This window comes from Micromonospora sp. NPDC005710 (assembly GCF_040630995.1).
Classification (GTDB): domain Bacteria; phylum Actinomycetota; class Actinomycetes; order Mycobacteriales; family Micromonosporaceae; genus Micromonospora.
The window spans coordinates 236,495-253,609 of record NZ_JBEXYP010000004.1; the positions used below are offsets into that span (position 1 = coordinate 236,495).

Sequence of the window (17,115 nt, forward strand, 5' to 3'; positions counted from 1 at the left end):
GCCCAGCCCGGACGTCGGGCGGCGCCGGGGCCGGCCGGACGTCAGGCGACCGACTGCCACCACCCGTCCACGGCGGGCGGCTCGTCGACGACGACCCGCTCGCCGGGACGGGGCACGGCGAGCCGCACGTCGCGTGCCTTCGCCTCGGCCCACAGCCGGTCGACAGGCTCGGACCAGTCGTGCAGGGCCAGGTTGAACGTCGCCCAGTGCACCGGCACGAACAGCCCACCCCGCAGGTCGAGGTGGGCGTCCACCGCCTCCTCCGGGAACATGTGGATCGTCGGCCAGGCTTTGTCGTACGCGCCGATCTGCATGAGCGTCACGTCGAACGGCCCGTGCTCGGCGCCGATCTCGGCGTACCCGTCGAAGTAGCCGGAGTCGCCGGTGTAGAAGACCTTGCGACGCGCCCCGGCCACCACCCAGGAACTCCAGAGGGTGCCGTCGCGGCGCAGCCCCCGGCCGGAGAAGTGCTGGGCGGCGGTGGCGGTGATCTCCAGGCCGGCGACCTGGTGCGACTCGGACCAGTCCAGCTCGATGATCCGCTCGGCGGGTACGCCCCAGCGGTCCAGGTGCGCGCCCACGCCGAGTGGCACCAGGAACGGCGCCGACTGCCCGGCGAGCAGCGCCCGCACGGTGGCCATGTCGAGGTGGTCGTAGTGGTCGTGCGAGATCAGGATGGCGTCCAGCGGGGGCAAATCGTCGATGCCCACCGGTGGCTCGTGCAGCCGGCGCGGGCCGACCAGACCCGACGGGGAACACCTGTCGCTCCAGACCGGGTCGAGCAGCACCCGCCGGCCCTCGATCTCGATGAGCGTCGAGGCGTGGCCGTACCAGACGATGTTGAGTTCGTCGGCGGCCTCCGGCGCGCCGTCGCTGGGTCGGAGCAGCGGCACCGGCGCGGCCGGGCGCCGCTTCTGCTTGCCGAAGATCAGCTCGCGGAGCAGGTTGCGCCCCGGCTCGGCGATCATGGTGCGGGTGCCGGCGCGGTTGTGGAAGGTGCCCTCGCGGAACTGCGGCGAGCGGGCCGCCCGTTCCGCCCGCGCCCCGCTGAGCCGGCCGCCAAGCGCCGCCGGCACATCCCGGGCGACCCAGGCCAGGCCGGCGAGCGCGGCCAAGCCGGCGGCGCCCCGCATCCGCCGTCCGAGCGATCGTTCGACGTCCGTGTTCTGCGCTCGTGCCATTGCCGTCCCTCCGACGTGTCCGCCCTACACGGTAGTCACCCGAACCGACCCGTGCCTCGGCGGTCGTCACGCCGGGTCGGTCGCCGGCAGCGGCGACCGACCCGGGGACGTATCTCAGCCGCCGTTGCTGGGGCGTCGGGCGGCGATCCGGAACGTCGTGCCGACGCCCGCGATCCGGTCCACAGCGGCCAGGAACTTGGGACCCATGGCGGCCCGGGCCTGCACCGCCGGGTGGGTCGCGCCGAAGTCCTCCGGGTTGGCCTGCCCGTCGGCGAAGATCGCGTAGGTGAGGACCGCGGCGCCGGAGCGGTCGAAGATCACACCGGCCTCGTGCCGGGCGTCGGCGTACCAACCGGCCTTGGTGGCGATCCGGGCCCGCTCGTCGGACGACATGGTGCGCCGGATGCCGTCGGTGAACGCCACCGGGGAGCGCAGGAGGCCCAACAGGTACGTCGTCGAGGCGGGGGAGAGCAGCGTGCCGGCGACCAGGGCGCGCAACAGGTCGTGCGTCTCCCGAGGGGTGCTGGTGCCGAGGAAGAACCGGTTCGGGTTGGCCACCGGCTGGACCTGGGTGTTCGGGAAACCCTTGGCGACCAGGATGGAGTTGATCTCGGCGGCCGGGGCGACGAGCCCGCACAGCCGCACCGCCGTGTCGTCCGAGACGGTCAGCAGGTTCGCCAGCACGTGCCCGATGGTCACCAGGCTCGGGTACGCGCCGTCCAGGCTGAAGATGCCGTCACCGCCCGGTACGACGATCGTCGAGCTGACCTCGACCTGCTGGTCCAGGGTGAGCAGCCCCCTGTCGACCTTGTCGAGCACCGCCGTGGCGACGGCGATCTTGTTGACGCTGTACGCCTCGATCCGCCGGTCCGCGTCCGCCTCCACAGCGACCACCGGCGCCCCGGCCGGATCGGCGACGCTGATGTACGCCTGCCAGTTCCCGCCGGCGGCCGCGCTGTGCGTGGTGAAGGCGGAGGCGACCCGGAGGGCGGCCCGAGCGGGGGTCGTCGGCGCGGCGTCGGCGGCGCTCGCCGGGGCGGCGGCGCCCAGTACCGTTCCCGCGGTGGCCATCGTGCCCAAGCCGAGTGCCGTCCTACGGTTCAGTCGCATTGTCAATCTTCTCCCCGATCGTGGTGCGCCAGAGCGCTTGCTGGCCCACCACCCTAGGGGAGTTGATCGATGCACAGGGGCCTCCGAACTTGTCCCGAACAACTCCGAACAGGTCAGCCGAACCGTCGACGCAGTGCGCCAACCACCGCATCCAACGGCCGGGAAACGAGTTCCCGCAGGTCAGGCAGGTGGCCACCGCGGACCGCCTCGCCGGAGGGGTTCGGGGCGAAGGCCGAGCCATCATGCGCGGCGACTGACCGTCCACTCAGGCCGGCGGATCGCATCAACGGCCCGACGAGGACGTCGTAGACCCCCGGCAGGACCGTGAAGCCGGCCCGCAGCACCACGTTGAGCCGGCCCACCGAAACCTCCCGGCGGGGTCGGTCCACACAGTCCACGATGGCTCGTGCCACCCGCTCCGGCACCTCGTCGAAACGGCCGTACGCCATCACCGCCGCCGTCTGCGCACCCACACGTCGACGCGGCCGAACCGACCGATCGCCGCAGCCGCCAGCGCGTCCAGCGCGCCCGGCTCGGTCTCGTCGGTCGGCACGGTCAGCACGTCGACGCCGGCGCACTCTGCGCGTACCACCGCCAGGGTCGTGGTGGCGCGAGCGGCGAGGACCAGGCGGTCGCCGCGCCCGGGCCGCCGCCCGGCCGATCCCGCTGCTCGCGCCGACGATCACGACCACCCGGCTCACGGCACCCGCGCACTCATGGTTCGAGCACGACCTTGATGCAGCCGTCGTCCTTCTTCTGGAACATCTCGTACGCCTGCGGCGCCCGGGCCAACGGCACCCGGTGGGTACGCAGATCCTCCACGCCCAAGGGGTCGTCGTCGCCGGACAGCAACGGCATGATCTCGTCGGTCCACCGGCGCACGTGACACTGCCCCATCCGCACCTGGATGCCCCGATCGAACATCTCCATCAGCGGCATCGGGTCCGCCTCACCGCCGTACACCCCGGACACCGACACGGTGCCGCCACGACGAACCCCCTTCACCGCGGCGTGCAGGACGGACATCCGGTCTATGGCCGCCCGGTCGGTCATCGTCTGCGCCAGCTTGTCCGGAAGCAGGCCGACCGCGGCGTGGGCGAACTTGCCCACCGGCGACCCGTGCGCCTCCATCCCCACCGCGTCGATCACCGCGTCCGGGCCGCGCCCGTCGACCAGGTCGATCAACGCGCCCGGCACGTCGGACAGCTCACTGACGTCGAGCACCTCGATGCCGTGCCGGCGGGCCAACTCCAGACGCTCCGGCACCAGATCCAACCCGATCACCCGGCCCGCGCCGAGGTGACGGCCGACCCGCGCGCAGAGCTGCCCGACCGGACCCAACCCGAACACGGCCAGGGTGCCGCCCGGCGGGGTGTCCGCGTACTTCACCGCCTGCCACGCCGTCGGCAGAATGTCCGACAGGTAGAGGTAACGCTCGTCGGCGCCGGTCTCCGGGATCTTGATCGGCCCGAAGTGCGCCTGCGGTACGCGCAGATACTCCGCCTGCCCACCCGGCACCGAACCGTAGAGCGACGTGTACCCGAACAGCGACGCGCCCTTGCCCTCGCTGGTGACCTGCGTCGTCTCACACTGGGCGTAGAGCTGGCGCGAACACATCCAGCACCTTCCGCAGGCGATGTTGAACGGCACCACCACCCGATCGCCCGGCTTCAGCCCGGTCACCTCCGACCCGACCTCCTCGACGATGCCCATCGGCTCGTGACCAAGGACGTCACCCGGCTTCAGGAACGGCCCGAGCACCTCGTACAGGTGCAGGTCGGAGCCGCAGATCGCGGTCGAGGTGATCTTGACGATCGCGTCGGTCGGCTCCTCGATTCGAGGGTCCGGAACCTCCTCGACCCGTACGTCTCGCTTTCCCTGCCAGGTGAGCGCCTTCATCTCCGTCATCCCTTCTCACTGCCGTCTGAGAAGACTGCTACCCGGGCTCGGGCGCTTGAACCGGCCGCCGGTCTCCGGCCTGAGGACGCAGGGCGCGGGCCTAGATCCGCGCATCCGCGTGTCGAGTCCGCGCATCGCCCGTGCACCCCGCGCGTCGGGCCCGCGCATCGAGCGTCGGGTCCGCGCATCGACCGGCGAGTCCGCGCACCCGCGCGTCGCGTCTGTGGACCGCGTTACGTCCCCGCCTTCGCGCGGCGAGTGCCGATTTCGGAGCGGCGAGTGCCCGCATTCGCGCGTCGAGTCCGTGGACGGCGCTGGGTCCCCGCGTTCACGCGGCGAATGCCCGCCTCGACGCGGCGAGTGCCCGCGTTCACGCGGCGAGTCCATGGACGGCGCTGGGTCCCCGCTTTCACGCGGCGAGTGCCCGCCTCGACGCGGCGAGTGCCCGCGTTCACGCGGCGAGCGCCCGTATTCGTGCGGCGAGCGCCCGTATTCGTGCGGCGAGTGCCTGCATTCGCGCGGGCGAGTGTCCGCATCGGGGCGGCGAGTGCCTGCCTCCACGGCGAGTGCCTCCGTCAAGCGAAAGGATGCGTGCCTTGCCGGGTTTGTCGGGCTGATGCTCGGGCCACCTAGCCTTGATCCACTCGGGTTCCTTGAAGTCGCGCTATCCCAGGCCCGATAACAGCCCGACTTCCTGAAGCCCGAGTGGATCATCGTGATGCGCGACTCGAAAGTGACGGCCTCACCGTTCGCGTGGACCTGTGGGGCTGTGCGCGCGACAGGGCGGGCGGCGGCGCGACAGGGCGGGCGGCGGCGCGACAGGGCGGGCGGCGGCGCGGCGGGGCAAGGCCGGACGGGTGGAGCAAGGCGGGACGGGCAAGGCGAAGGACGCGCGAGTGAGGCTTGGCGCGACAGGGTTCGGCGGGCGCGCGGGTCTCGGCTCGCCGCGGAAGCACGGGCCGGAGCGCGAGGGGATGAAGTGCCGCGCCGGCCGCAGTGGGCACGGGTTCGGCTCACCGGGGCCGGGTTCATGAGTGCATCGGTTCGGGAAGCTGCCGACGTACCCCAGCAGGAGCGCAAGGTGCCGACGAGCCGTAACCAGCGTCAGGGCTCGTGCGACCGTCCCCAAGGTGCCGACGTACCCCGGCAGGAGCGCAAGGTGCCGACGAGCCGTAACCAGCGTCAGGGCTGGGGCGACCGTCCCCGGCGGAGGGATCAAGCCTGACCGCCCGGAGCCGGGGACGGTCGCCCCAGCCCCACCGCAACCAAAGCCGAAGCCGAAACCAAAGCCCCAAGCCGCAGCCCGCAGCCGAAGCCCGCAACCAAAGCCCCAAGCCGCGAAAGAGCAAGACCGCCGTACCCCTTCGGCGGGGTACGGCGGTCGTGGTGTGTCGTGCGGCGGGCCTCAGGAGCCGGGGGTGTTGTTGGCTCCCTTGGCGGTGGCCGTGAGGTAGTCGCGGTTGAGGCGGCCGATGGTGTTCAGCGGGATGCCCTTCGGGCAGGCGGGGGTGCATTCGCCGGCGTTGGTGCAGCCGCCGAAGCCGGCCTCGTCGTGCGCGTCGACCATGCCGATCACCCGGGTGTAGCGCTCCGGCTGGCCTTGCGGCAGGAGTGAGAGCTGGGTGAGCTTGGCGGCGGTGAAAAGCATGCCGGAGCCGTTCGGGCAGGCTGCCACGCAGGCGCCGCAGCCGATGCAGGCGGCGGATTCGAAGGCGGCGTCGGCGTTGGCCTTGGCGACCGGGGTGGAGTGGGCTTCCGGGGCGCTGCCGGTCGGCGCGGTGACATACCCACCAGCCGCGATGATCTTGTCGAAGGCGCTCCGGTTGACGACGAGGTCCTTGACGACCGGGAAGGCGCTGGCCCGCCACGGCTCGATGTCGATGGTCTCGCCGTCCTTGAACTGCCGCATGTGCAGCTGGCAGGCGGTGGTGCCGCGCTGCGGCCCGTGCGCGTCGCCGTTGATCATCAGGCCGCACATGCCGCAGATGCCCTCGCGGCAGTCGTGGTCGAACGCCACCGGGTCCTCGCCGGCGAGGATCAGCCGCTCGTTGAGCACGTCGAGCATCTCCAGGAACGACATGTCCGGGGACACGTCGTCGACCGGGTAGGTCACCATCCGGCCCTTGTCCTCGGGGCCCCTCTGGCGCCAGATGCGCAGGGTCAGGTTCACTTGTAGCTCCGCTGCGTGGGGTGGACGTACTCGAATGTCAGGTCTTCCTTGTGCAGCACCGAGGGTTCGCCGTCGGCGGTGAACTCCCAGGCCGCCACGTACGCGAACCGGTCGTCGTCGCGCTGCGCCTCACCGTCGGGGGTCTGGTGCTCGGCCCGGAAGTGGCCGCCGCAGGACTCCTCGCGGTGCAGGGCGTCGATGCACATCAGCTCGGCCAGTTCGAAGAAGTCGGCCACCCGGCCGGCCTTCTCCAGCGACTGGTTGAGTTCCTCGCCGGTGCCGGACACCTTGACCCGCTGCCAGAACGCGTCGCGCAGGTCGCGGATCTCGCCGATCGCCTTGCGCAGCCCGGCCTCGGAGCGCTCCATGCCGCAGTGTTCCCACATGATCTGGCCCAGTTCGCGGTGGAACGAGTCGACGGTCCGGTCGCCGTTGATGGCGAGCAGCCGCTGGACGCGGTCCTCGACGGCGGTGCGGGCCTCGACGGCGGCCGGGTGGCTGGGGTCGACCTTTTCCAGCCCGCCGGAGGCCAGGTAGTTGGCGATGGTGGTGGGCAGCACGAAGTAGCCGTCGGCGAGGCCCTGCATCAGCGCCGACGCGCCGAGCCGGTTCGCGCCGTGGTCGGAGAAGTTCGCCTCACCGATCACGAACAGGCCGGGGATGTTCGACTGGAGGTCGTAGTCGACCCACAGGCCGCCCATCGTGTAGTGCACGGCGGGGTAGATGCGCATCGGCACCTCGTACGGGTCCTCGCCGGTGATCCGCTCGTACATCTCGAAGAGGTTGCCGTACTTGGCCTCGATGGCCTTGCGGCCCAGCCGGCCGATGGCGTCGGCGAAGTCGAGGTAGACGCCGAGCTTGGTCGGCCCGACGCCGCGGCCCTCGTCGCAGACGTTCTTCGCGGCGCGGGAGGCGATGTCTCTGGGGACCAGGTTGCCGAAGGAGGGGTAGATCCGCTCCAGGTAGTAGTCCCGCTCGTCCTCGCCGATCTCGCGAGGGTCGCGGTCGTCGCCCTTGGTCTTCGGCACCCAGACCCGGCCGTCGTTGCGCAGCGACTCGCTCATCAGGGTCAGCTTCGACTGGTGGTCGCCGGAGACCGGGATGCAGGTGGGGTGGATCTGCGTGTAGCAGGGGTTGGCGAAGTACGCGCCCTTGCGGTGCGCCCGCCAGGTGGCGGTGACGTTGCAGCCCTTGGCGTTCGTGGAAAGGTAGAAGACGTTGCCGTAGCCGCCGGAGGCGAGCACCACGGCGTCGGCCATCTCGGTGCTGATCTCGCCGGTGACCATGTCCCGAACGACGATGCCGCGGGCCTTGCCGTCGATGAGGACCAGCTCCAGCATCTCGTGCCGGGTGTTCATCTCGACGTTGCCGAGGCCGATCTGCCGTTCGAGGGCCTGGTACGCGCCGAGCAGCAGTTGCTGGCCGGTCTGGCCCCGGGCGTAGAAGGTGCGTTGCACCTGGGCGCCGCCGAAGGAGCGGGTGTCGAGCAGGCCGCCGTACTCGCGGGCGAACGGCACTCCCTGGGCGACGCACTGGTCGATGATGTTCACCGACACCTCGGCGAGCCGGTGCACGTTCGACTCCCGGGAGCGGAAGTCGCCGCCCTTGACGGTGTCGTAGAAGAGCCGGTGCACGGAGTCGCCGTCGTTGCGGTAGTTCTTCGCCGCGTTGATGCCGCCCTGGGCCGCGATGGAGTGCGCCCGGCGGGGGCTGTCCTGGTAGCAGTAGGACTTGACGTGGTAGCCCTGCTCGGCCAGGGTCGCGGCGGCGGAGCCGCCGGCCAGGCCGGTGCCGACGACGATGACTGTCATCTTGCGGCGGTTGGCCGGGTTGACCAGCTTGGCCTCGAAGCGCCGGGTCTCCCAACGCTTCTCGACCGGGCCGGCGGGAGCCTTGGTGTCGGCGATCGGGTCGCCCTCGGTGAAGAGTTCCATGTCAGGACACCAATCCGGTGAGTACGGCGAACGGGACCACCAGGTACCCGGCGCAGAGCAGCACGGCGAAGACCAGGGCCGCGGTACGCGCCCGGCGCTCGCCGCGTGGTGTCTGCTGGCCGAGGCTGCGGAACGCGCTGAACGCGCCGTGGCGCAGGTGGAAGCCCACCGCGAGGATGGCGAGCGTGTAGAAGAGCGTGACGTACCAGCGTTCCGGGGCGAAGTCGGCGACGACGTTGCCGTACGGCTTGCTCTCGTTGCCGACCGGGTTCAGCGTGCCGGTGGTCAGGTCCAGGATGTGGTAGATCACGAAGAGCAGGATGATCACGCCACCCCAGCGCATCGTGCGGGCGGCGTAGCTGCCGTTGATCTTCTTGCGGTGGGCGTACTTGACCGGTCGGGCGGCGCGGGCCCGTCGGGCCAGCACTGTGGCGGCCACGATGTGGGCGACGACCGCCACGACCAGCACGGTGCGCAGGATCCACAGGAACCAGACGCCGGGCAGCAGCGGCTTGCCGATGTCGCGCAGCCAGTGCGCGTAGTGGTCGAACGAGGTCTCGCCCGTGAACACCTTGAGGTTCCCGAGCATGTGGGCGATGAGGAACAGCGCCAGCAGGATGCCCGTCACCGCCATGACGGCCTTGAGGCCGACGTTCGAGCGGATGGGCGACCGAGTTTTCGTGATTACCACAGGACCGACGCTAGGAGCACTTCGATCAGTCGTCCAATGCATCAAACTCGCAGTGTTGATAGCCGTAGGCTATTTAGATGCAGCTCCATCAGCTCCGGTACTTCGTCGCGGTGGCCGAAGTACGACATTTCACCCAAGCCGCCGACATCGTGGGCATCACTCAGCCTTCTCTCAGTAAGCAAATTCACGCTCTGGAGGCCGACCTCGGGGCACCGCTGTTCGAGCGGGTAAGGGGCAACATCGCGCTCACCGCGGCGGGTGAGGTGCTGCTGCCGTTGGCCACCCGGATCCTCGCCGACGTGGAGACCGCGACCCGGGAGGTCCAGGAACTGGTCGGGCTGCGCCGGGGACGGGTCCGGCTCGGGGCCACCCCCAGCCTGGCCACCTCGCTCGCACCGCCGGTACTGCGCCGGTTCCGCGACGCGCACCCCACCATCGACCTGCGCGTCGAGGAGGGCGGCTCCCAGGACCTGGTCCGCGACCTGCTCCGCGGCGACCTCGACCTGGCCCTGATCATCATGCCGGCGCAGGGGGCCGACCCGGGGCTGCGGGTCGACCCGATCCTGCGGGAGAGCCTGGTGGTGGCGTCGGTGGGAAAGGTGGCGACCGCGTCCACGACCGGGGAACTGCGCATCACCGACCTGCGGGACCAGCCGATGGTGATGTTCCGGGAGGGGTACGACCTGCGCGACGCGACGATCCAGGCGTGCCGGGAGGCGGGCTTCGAACCGACATTCGCTGTGGACGGCGGCGAGATGGACGCGGTTCTCAGCTTCGTCGAGGCGGGGCTCGGCATCGCGCTCGTGCCCGGCATCGTGCTGGCCCGCCGGCCGGGCGTACGGATCACCCCTCTCGCCCCGCCCGGGGTGCGGCGGACCATCGCGGTGGCCCGGCGGCGCGACGTCGTACCCACCCACGCCGGTCGGGAGCTTCGGCGCATCCTGCTCGACTACATCCAGTCGGCGATCAACCTCGGCGAGCTGCCCCCCGGCGTCGAGCCTCTGACCTGAGCCTCGCGAGGCCGCCGCAGCGACCAGGTCGGCGGCGGCTTCGCGGTCCGGCTCAGCGGCCCTCGGCGTCGTCCATCGCGCGGTAGATCCGCTGCTCCGAGACGGGGTACGGGGTGCCCAACGCCTGGGCGAAGACGTTCACCCGCAGCTCCTCGATCATCCAGCGGATCTGCCGGACGGTCGTCTCCTGCCGCCGGGCCGGCGGCAGGTTGGCGAGCAGGTCGGCGTACTCCTTCTGCACCACGGCGATCCGGTCCTGCTGCTGGCGGTCCCGCTGCGGGTTACCGCCCAGCCGGTCCAGTCGACGCTCGATGGCGGTGAGGTAGCGCAGCAGGTCGGGCAGCCGCGCGTACCCGGTCTCGGTGACGAAACCGGCGTGCACCAGCCCGGCGAGCTGGCCGCGGATGTCGGCCAGCGCCGCCACCACGGCGAGGTTGCGGGTCGCGCCGAGCCGCTGCTCGACGGCGTACCAGGCAGCGAGGACCCGGCGGACCCGGTCCATCACCTCGACGACGGTGTCGACCAGGTCGGCGCGGACCTTCTCGCGCAGGGCCGCGAAACCGTCGGCGTCCCACGCCGGCCCACCGGCGGCGGCGATCAGCCGGTCGATGGCAGCGCCCGCCGCGTCCTCGATCAGCTCCTGCACGCCGCCGTGCGGGTTGCGGCTGAGCGCCAGCTTCGCCGCGTTGTCGAGCCGGCCCTGGAGGAACCGCGCCGGGGACGGCACGGTGAGCCGCAGCAGTCGGCGGGTGCCGGCCCAGTGCGCCGCCTCCGCCTCGGCGGGGGAGTCGAAGACCCGCACCCCGACCGTGGCGCCCTCGTCGACCAACGCCGGGTACGCGGTCACCGCATAACCGGCGCGGACCTGCTCGATCGTCCGAGGCAGGGTGCCGATGCTCCACTCGCGCAGCCCGGTGCGGGCCACCTCCGGCGCGGCGGCCGCCACCACCTGGCGTACCTCCTGGCGGAGTTGACGTTGCAGGGCCGGCAGGTCCTTGCCCTCGGCGACCGGCTTCTCGTCGTCGCCGAGGACCCGGAAGGTCACCCGCAGGTGCGCCGGGAGCTTGCCCGGCTCCCAGGCGTCGCGGGGCACCGTCACCCCGGTCATCCGGCGCAGTTGCCGGGTGAGCGCGTCCAGCAGCGACTCCTCGCCCGGCGTGATCGCCGCCAGAGCGGCCCGGGCGTAGTCCGGCACCGGGACGAAGTTGCGGCGGATCGCCTTGGGCAGCGAGCGCATCAGCGCGATCACCGTCTCCTCGCGCAGACCCGGCACCTGCCAGTCGAAGCTCTCCGCCGGCACCTGGTTGAGCAGCGGCAACGGGATGTCCACGGTGACGCCGTCGTCAGGCGTGCCCGGCTCGAACCGGTAGGTGAGCGGGAGGCTCACCCCGTGGGCCTGCCACTCGTCCGGGTAGTCGTCCTCGTCCACCCCCGGCCGGCCGTCGTTGACCAGCAGGTCGCGGGTGAAGGTGAGCAGGTCGGGCTGCTCGCGGCGGGTCTTCTTCCACCAGCTGTCGAAGTGCCGGCCGGAGGACACGTCGGCGGGGATCCGCTGGTCGTAGAAGCCGAAGATGGTCTCGTCGTCGACCAGGATGTCCCGGCGTCGGGCCCGGCTCTCCAGCTCCTCGATCTCGGTGAGCAGCCGCTTGTTGTCCGCCCAGAACTGGTGGTGGGTCTGCCAGTCGCCCTCGACGAGGGCGTGCCTGATGAACAGCTCCCGGCTCAGTGTCGGGTCGATCCGCCCGAAGGTGACCTTCCGGGAGCTGACCAGCGGGACGCCGTACAGGGTGACCTTCTCGTAGGCCATCACCGCGGCCTGCTTCTTCTCCCAGTGCGGCTCGCTGTAGCTGCGCTTGACCAGGTGCTGCGCCAGGGGCTCGACCCACTCCGGCTCCACCCGCCCGGCGATGCGCCCCCACAGCCGGGAGGTCTCCACCAACTCGGCGGCCATCACCCACCGCGGCGGCTTCTTGAACAACGCCGACCCGGGAAAGATCCCGAACTTCGCGCCGCGTGCCCCCAGATACTCGTGCTTCTGGGCGTCCTTCAGGCCGATGTGCGACAGCAGGCCGGGCAGGAGCGACTGGTGCACCTTCGGGGTGTCGATCTCATCCGGCAGGTCCGTGCCACCCCGGCGACCCCGGCCGGTGTCCGCGTCGTCCGAGGCGTCGCGGGCCGGCCGCCCACCCCGCCGGTCACCCTCGGCCGGGGTACGCAGCACCTGCCGCAGTTGGCCGACGATGTCCTGCCACTCGCGGATCCGCAGGTAGTTCAGGTACTCCGCCTTGCACATGCGGCGGAACGCGCTGGACGACAGCTCCCGCTGCTGCTCGCGCAGGTAGCGCCACAGGTTGAGGTAGGCGACGAAGTCCGACTCCTTGTCGGCGAACCGGGCGTGCGCCTGGTCCGCCTGGGCCTGCTTCTCCGCCGGCCGCTCCCGCGGGTCCTGGATGGAGAGCGCGGCGGCGATCACCAGCACCTCGGTCGCGCAGCCGTTGCGTTCGCCCTCGACCACCATCCGGGCCAGCCGCGGGTCGACAGGCAGTTGGGCGAGTCGCCGGCCGAGTGCGGTGAGCCGCTTCGCCGGGTCGGCCTCGGTCGGGTCCAACGCGCCCAGCTCGTGCAGCAGGTTCACGCCGTCGGTGATGTTGCGCTTGTCCGGTGGGTCGATGAACGGGAACGCGGCGAGGTCGCCGAGCCCGATGGCGGTCATCTGGAGGATCACCGATGCCAGGTTGGTCCGCAGGATCTCCGGGTCGGTGAACTCGGGCCGGGACAGGAAGTCCTGCTCGTCGTAGAGGCGGATGCAGATGCCGTCCGACGTACGACCGCAGCGGCCCTTGCGCTGGTTGGCCGACGCCTGGGAGACCGGTTCGATCGGCAGCCGCTGCACCTTGAGCCGGCTGGAGTAGCGGGAGATGCGGGCGGTGCCCGGGTCCACCACGTACTTGATGCCGGGCACGGTGAGCGAGGTCTCCGCGACGTTGGTGGCGAGCACCACCCGGCGCGAGGTGTGCGCGGCGAAGACCCGGTGCTGCTCGGCGGAGGACAACCGCGCGTACAGCGGCAGGATCTCGGTGCCGAGCAGCGACCGTTTCGTCGGGACCAGCTTGGCCAGCGCGTCGGCGGTGTCCCGGATCTCCCGCTCGCCGCTGAGGAAGACCAGGATGTCGCCGGGACCCTCGGCGGCCAGTTCGGCGACGGCGTCGCCGATCGCCTCGATCTGGTCGCGGACGTTTTCCTCGTCGGCGTCCTCCTCACCCTCGGCCAGCTCGACGAGGGGCCGGTAGCGCACCTCCACCGGGTAGGTGCGGCCCGACACCTCGACCACCGGCGCGGGAACGCCCTCCGGCTCGTCGGCGGTGGGTGGGCCGGCAAAGTGCCTGGCGAACCGGTCGGTCTCGATCGTCGCCGAGGTGATGATCACCTTGAGGTCGGGTCGTCGGGGCAGCAGCTCCCGCAGGTACCCGAGGATGAAGTCGATGTTGAGGCTGCGCTCGTGAGCCTCGTCGATGATCAACGTGTCGTACTGGTTGAGCATCCGGTCGGTCTGCAGCTCGGCCAGCAGGATGCCGTCGGTCATCAGCTTCACCAGGCTGCGCTCGCTCACCTGGTCGGTGAAGCGCACCTTGTAGCCGACCACGTCGCCCAACTCGGTGCCCAGCTCGTCGGCGATCCGGTCGGCCACCGTCCGGGCGGCGAGCCGCCGGGGCTGGGTGTGCCCGATCAGCCCGTTGATGCCGCGCCCCAACTCCAGACAGATCTTGGGAATCTGGGTGGTCTTGCCGGAGCCGGTCTCGCCCGCCACGATCACCACCTGGTGGTCGCGAATGGCGGCGGCGATGTCGTCCTTGCGCTCACTGACCGGCAGACCCACCGGGTACGTGATCACCGGTACCGCCGCCTGGCGGGCGGCGAGCCGTTGCTCGGCCCGGACCAGGTCGGCGGTGATCTCGGTGAGCGCCGCCTCCCGACGCTGCGGGTCGCGCAGCTTGCGGGCACCGTCCAGCCGCCGCTGGAGTCGGCGCTGGTCGCGGAACATCAGAGGTGTGAGGCGGCGGTGCAGCTCGCGAACGGGGTCGGACGCGACGGAGGCGGTTGGATTCTGCATGTCGTGCCCAAGGATAGGCAGCCGGGCGTCGCAGCGCCCCTTGGTTACCGGGTGGCCGGCTTTCCGACGGCCACCTCCGGTCCCATGACGGCCACCGGCGGGACCTAGAGTTGGCGGCCGACGTCGAGTGTCCTGGGGGAGCCGGATGGAGATGCGCGACACCGACCGCGCGTTGGTGCAGGCCGCCACCGCGGTCTCCAAGCTGCGCTGCCGCAGCCCGCACCACACTGTCGCCTCGGCGGCCCGGACCGCGGACGGGCGGGTCTTCACCGGTGTGAACGTCCGGCACGCCGCCGGAGGGGCCTGCGCCGAACTGGTGGTGATCGGCACTGCCGCCACCCAGGGTGTCACCGCGCTGGAGACGATCGTCACGGTCGCCGACCGCGGTCGTGAGGTCGTCGCGCCCTGCGACGGATGCCGGCACGTGCTGCGGGAGCTCTTCCCGGACCTGCGGGTGATCATCGGGCCGATGGACGCCCTGCGGGTGGTCCCGCTCGGGGAGTTGCCGGCGGAGACCGGCGGCGGCTCGGCCGGCTGACCGGCCGTCAGTCCCCGGAGGCCGCCTCCAGCATCGACTGCGGCACCGGCACGCTCTCGAACCGCAGGGTGCCCTCCGGCAGCAGCCACGACGTGACCCGCGCGACCAGGCGACCGGCCCGCACCGCCGGGTCGTCGGCGAAGAGCGAGCGTGCCTCGTCCGGGGCGATGGACAGCACCACGAAGCCCCGCAACTGCTCGTCGTCGGGGTGCAGGAACGGCCCGGCCGCGAGGACGAGGCCCTGCTGCACGAGGCCCGCCTGGTGGGCCAGGTGCGCGTCCCGCAACCTGTCGATCGCGTCCTGCGGCAGCTCCGGCGGATCCGACGGTCGGGTCAGCAGGACGACCGTGTGCTGGTCGAATCGCATCTTCACACCCTATGACGCGAATCTTCCTCTTCTGGGTGTCATTGGCCATCTGTCCGCCCTGTCGCCGTCCGCGAATCTCATTCTCATATCGAGGTTCGAAGCGATCTGGGAGGTGCGGCATGGTCACCAGACGTCGGCTGCTCGCGGCCGGTGCGACAGGCGGCGCTGCGGCGCTGATCCCGGCGGGCTGGGCGGCATCGGGCCGGGCGCTCGCCGCGGCGGCGCCGCTGAACGTCGGTGACATCCCGAAATACGTGACGTCGCTGCGGATCCCCCCGGCCATGCCGACAGTGGCCACCGACCCGGAACGCGACACGTACGAGATCGCGGTCCGCCAGTTCCGCCAGCAGGTCCTGCCGCCCTCGTGGCCGCGCACCACGGTGTGGGGTTACGGCTCCACCGCCCACCCCGGCAGCTTCGGCTGGCCGGCGCCCACCATCATGGCGCGGGTGGGCCGCGCGGTGCGGGTCACCTGGGTCAACCAGCTCGTCGACGACCGGGGCGACCACCTGCCGCACCTGCTGCCGGTCGACCCCACCCTGCACTGGGCCAACCCGGGCGGTGGCATCGAGCACCGGGACCATCATGGGCAGTGGGACGGCAGCCCACAGGGGTACCGCGGGCCGGTGCCCCAGGTGGTGCATCTGCACGGCGGGCACAGCACCCAGGAGAGCGACGGGCACTCCGAGGCGTGGTACCTGCCGGTTGCCCGTGACCTGCCGCCGGACTTTGCCGTGTCCGGCAGCGCGTACCGGGAGTTCCGGTCCCGCTTCGCCGAACGGTCCGGCCTGCGCTGGGCACCTGGTTCGGCCACCTTCGAGTACGCGAACGACCAGCGGTCCTGCACCCTCTGGTACCACGACCACGCGCTCGGGCTCACCCGGGAGAACGTCTACGCCGGGCCCGCCGGGTTCTACCTGCTCGGCGACGACGAACTGCCCGACGGTGCGCTGCCCGGCCCGGCGCCCGCCCGCGACGACGCGCCGAACGCCTCGTACCACGACATTCCGCTGATGATCCAGGACCGCAGCTTCACCGCCGACGGAGAGCTGCGCTACCCCACTCGGTACTCCGGGGGCGGCGACGGGCCGCCGGTGTGGGTGCCCGGGTTCTCCGGCTCCACGATCGTGGTCAACGGCCGCACCTGGCCCACGCTGACGGTGCAGCGCCGGCGCTACCGGTTCCGGCTGCTCAACGCCTGCAACAGCCGCTTCCTGCTGCTCAGCGTGGTGGCGAACGCCACCGCCCGGCCGGCTCGGCCGGTGCTGCCGGTCTGGCAGATCGGCAGCGACGGCGGCTTCCTGCCCGAGGCGGTGCCGCACGAGCGCGTGACACTCGGCCCCGCCCAGCGGGTCGACGCGATCGTCGACTTCAGCGACGTACCGGCCGGCACCGAGCTGTACCTCGTCAACGAAGGGCCGGACGGGATGTACGGCGGCGGTCGGCCCGGGGTGGACTTCCCGCCGGCCGACCCGCACACCACCGGGCAGGTGCTGCGCTTCGTGGTCACCGACGAGGCAGACGCCGATCCGAGCGTGCCGCCGGAGCAGCTTCGGCTGCCGTCGCAGCCGCACCTCGGAACGGCCCAGCGGGTACGCCGGCTGTCGCTCAACGAACGGATTTCCGGCGGCTCGATGATCATGTTGCTCGGCGTCCTGGACGAACGTGGTCGGGGTCTGCCGCTGCGCTGGAGCGACCCGGTGACCGAGCAGCCCACCCTCGGCGACACCGAGGAGTGGGAGGTACGCAACTTCACCCGGCACGTGCACCCCGTCCACCTGCACCAGGTCCAGTTCGAGCTGCTCGGGCGCGGACACTCGGGCCAGGTGCGACCGGACCCGGGGGAGGGCGGGCGGATGGACACGGTGCTCGCGTACCCGTGGGAGGTCACCCGGATCAGGGCGCGCTTCGACCTGCCCGGTCGCTACGCCTGGCACTGCCACCTACTGGAACACGAGGACAACGAGATGATGCGACCACTCACCGTCCTGCCGCGCGGAGGTGCGGCGGCCGGCGACGGCGGCTCGCTGGACGTACCGGAGACACCACAGGGCGGGCCGGAGGTGCCTGACCCGGCATCGACAGACGCCGGTTAGGCCCCTTT

General features: G+C 71.3%; 13 protein-coding genes. 3 read left to right on the forward strand and 10 right to left on the reverse strand.

Features of this window, described 5'->3' with window-relative positions:
* Positions 1-41: 41 nt before the first annotated feature.
* From ABZ406_RS07480 to ABZ406_RS07515, 8 genes are all read right to left on the reverse strand, one after another.
* The gene (locus ABZ406_RS07480) at positions 42-1,181 is read right to left on the reverse strand and encodes an MBL fold metallo-hydrolase (protein ID WP_357756812.1); all 1,140 of its coding nucleotides are present in this window, start codon (positions 1,179-1,181) and stop codon (positions 42-44) included.
* 114 nt (positions 1,182-1,295) lie between these two features.
* Positions 1,296-2,291 (reverse strand): serine hydrolase, encoded by a 996-nt coding sequence (locus ABZ406_RS07485; protein WP_357756815.1) that lies wholly within the window; start codon positions 2,289-2,291, stop codon positions 1,296-1,298.
* A gap of 113 nt (positions 2,292-2,404) precedes the next feature.
* Complete coding sequence (locus tag ABZ406_RS07490; protein ID WP_357756818.1) at positions 2,405-2,764, reverse strand: hypothetical protein; 360 nt, start codon at positions 2,762-2,764, stop codon at positions 2,405-2,407.
* Positions 2,740-2,883 carry a hypothetical protein gene (locus ABZ406_RS07495; protein WP_357756821.1) on the reverse strand — a complete coding sequence of 48 codons (144 nt, stop codon included), beginning with the start codon at positions 2,881-2,883 and terminating at the stop codon, positions 2,740-2,742. The genes ABZ406_RS07490 and ABZ406_RS07495 overlap by 25 nt, the downstream gene beginning before the upstream one ends.
* A 122-nt stretch (positions 2,884-3,005) precedes the next feature.
* Complete coding sequence (locus tag ABZ406_RS07500) at positions 3,006-4,190, reverse strand: zinc-dependent alcohol dehydrogenase (RefSeq protein WP_357757270.1); 1,185 nt, start codon at positions 4,188-4,190, stop codon at positions 3,006-3,008.
* Positions 4,191-5,595: 1,405 nt separating this feature from the next.
* Positions 5,596-6,360 (reverse strand): succinate dehydrogenase/fumarate reductase iron-sulfur subunit, encoded by a 765-nt coding sequence (locus tag ABZ406_RS07505; protein ID WP_357756824.1) that lies wholly within the window; start codon positions 6,358-6,360, stop codon positions 5,596-5,598.
* Positions 6,357-8,294, reverse strand: coding sequence for a fumarate reductase/succinate dehydrogenase flavoprotein subunit (locus ABZ406_RS07510; RefSeq protein WP_357756827.1), 1,938 nt, complete (start codon positions 8,292-8,294; stop codon positions 6,357-6,359). Before ABZ406_RS07510 ends, ABZ406_RS07505 begins: the two co-directional genes overlap by 4 nt.
* Position 8,295: 1 nt before the next feature.
* A complete protein-coding gene (locus ABZ406_RS07515) occupies positions 8,296-8,979 on the reverse strand; it encodes a succinate dehydrogenase cytochrome b subunit (protein ID WP_357757273.1) in 684 nt (227 codons plus the stop codon).
* 83 nt (positions 8,980-9,062) lie between these two features.
* On the opposite strand from ABZ406_RS07515, the gene ABZ406_RS07520 reads away from it, so the two are divergent.
* A complete protein-coding gene (locus tag ABZ406_RS07520; protein WP_357756829.1) occupies positions 9,063-9,995 on the forward strand; it encodes a LysR family transcriptional regulator in 933 nt (310 codons plus the stop codon).
* 52 nt (positions 9,996-10,047) lie between these two features.
* On the opposite strand, the gene hrpA is transcribed toward ABZ406_RS07520, so the two are convergent.
* Positions 10,048-14,106, reverse strand: coding sequence for an ATP-dependent RNA helicase HrpA (gene hrpA / locus ABZ406_RS07525; RefSeq protein ID WP_357756831.1), 4,059 nt, complete (start codon positions 14,104-14,106; stop codon positions 10,048-10,050).
* Positions 14,107-14,251: 145 nt separating this feature from the next.
* Between hrpA and ABZ406_RS07530 the strand changes: the two genes are divergently transcribed.
* Positions 14,252-14,644, forward strand: a complete 393-nt coding sequence (locus ABZ406_RS07530; RefSeq protein ID WP_357756834.1) for a cytidine deaminase — start codon at positions 14,252-14,254, stop codon at positions 14,642-14,644.
* 7 nt (positions 14,645-14,651) lie between these two features.
* Here ABZ406_RS07530 and ABZ406_RS07535 read toward each other — a convergent pair whose 3' ends face one another.
* Positions 14,652-15,011: a YciI family protein gene (locus ABZ406_RS07535; RefSeq protein WP_357756837.1), complete on the reverse strand. Its 360-nt coding sequence runs from the start codon at positions 15,009-15,011 to the stop codon at positions 14,652-14,654.
* Positions 15,012-15,130: 119 nt separating this feature from the next.
* Here ABZ406_RS07535 and ABZ406_RS07540 point away from each other — a divergent pair, with 119 nt between their 5' ends.
* Complete coding sequence (locus ABZ406_RS07540; RefSeq protein WP_357756840.1) at positions 15,131-17,107, forward strand: multicopper oxidase domain-containing protein; 1,977 nt, start codon at positions 15,131-15,133, stop codon at positions 17,105-17,107.
* Positions 17,108-17,115 lie beyond the last annotated feature (8 nt).